1 protein-coding gene is annotated in these 1434 nt (G+C 29.4%); it reads right to left on the reverse strand.

Annotated elements, in window-relative coordinates; all coding sequences use genetic code 11:
• Window positions 1–76 precede the first annotated feature (76 nt).
• Window positions 77–1288, reverse strand: a complete 1212-nt coding sequence (locus BUB85_RS20835) for a tetratricopeptide repeat protein (RefSeq protein ID WP_143160824.1) — start codon at window positions 1286–1288, stop codon at window positions 77–79.
• Window positions 1289–1434 lie beyond the last annotated feature (146 nt).

Raw genomic sequence — 1434 nt, forward strand, 5'->3', positions numbered from 1 at the left:
AAGAAAATGAAGTGAAATGCTTGCATTCTCTAACAATAATTATGAACTGGATTTTGGGGCAAAACAATCCGTCGAATTATTTTGCGCTTACAATATATTGGTCTGAAGGTAAATCCTTAAATATTTTATCTATCAGTTTAAGTTCAAAATGTGCTGCAATTTGATTGTTTTGCAAGATATATATTGTAACAAGTTCAAAACGGCATTTTAGTATAATACTTCTTTGGTTTGTGACTTGTGCTGATGTGATGGCTTCTCTATAATATGCTTCTGCTAAAGTATAATTCAATCCTTCATGACGGTATGAATGAGCTATTCCCCATAAACACTTTGCTTCATATTTCAAACAGTTTTCACCATATACCTTACTATTTATTTCGTTTAGAAGTATTTCATATGAAGCGATAGCTTCCTGATACTGATTCTGAAGGTGATAGAGATTGGCTATTAATAATGACAATCTTAAATGTATTGATATATTATTTCCGCGTATAGTCAATGCACATCTATCAATAATTTCTTTGGCGGCTGGATAGTCCCCAACCCCTATAAGTCCTTCAAGATATCCTAATAAAATTGTACAAAAAGTTCTATTCGAAATATTTCCAATACTAGACTGAAAACCAAATATATTTTTTATGTGTTCACCAAATAAAAGGAGAAAAGAAAAATTTTCACTAGAAATTGCTTTTTCGATAGTTGGAATAATTAAATCTTTAATAGAAATATCTTCTACCAATATTGCATAATAAGCGCTTTCATATTCAGTACTATTTACTTTGAAAAATCTATACAGCTTTAAGATATATTTCTGTTCCTGCATAATATAGTATGAGTTTATAAAATCCCTAAAAATATCATGCATTTTAATTTCACGTTTGATTGGATGGAATTCAATTAAAGCATTACTTTCTAAAATTGTAATATCATTCTCATTGAAATCACTTATCACACTATTTAGCAGATTAGTAGATATATTGGCTTTAGTGATGCTTAATAGAGCAATGATCTGAGCAATTTTTAATTCTTTCTCAGTAAGACTTTCTGTAATTTGACGAATGTATTTTCTTACTTGCATATTATTATCTAATACGCCTTTTTCTTTAAATCCTTTAAGGAACAAATCAACTAAAATCGGTAATCCATCAGATAATTTTAACACATCAGCTAAGATATCAGCATTTAAAATTGGATAATTGCACAGCATAAAATCTCTAATATCATCTTCTTCAAAATTAAGTAGCTCTATGTCTTTATGAGAGATATTTAATAAACCTAATAAATCCAATTCCCTGATTGACCCAATCACAAAGCAAAATTTAGAAGAGACCCTATAAAATATTTGTAACTGTTCAGAACTCCATTAGTTAAAGATGATATCGGAATTCCCTAAAAGGGCTTCTCTGATTGCTGTAAAAGCATTTATTCCATGCT

The sequence above is a fragment of the Hespellia stercorisuis DSM 15480 genome (assembly GCF_900142165.1).
Classification (GTDB): domain Bacteria; phylum Bacillota; class Clostridia; order Lachnospirales; family Lachnospiraceae; genus Hespellia; species Hespellia stercorisuis.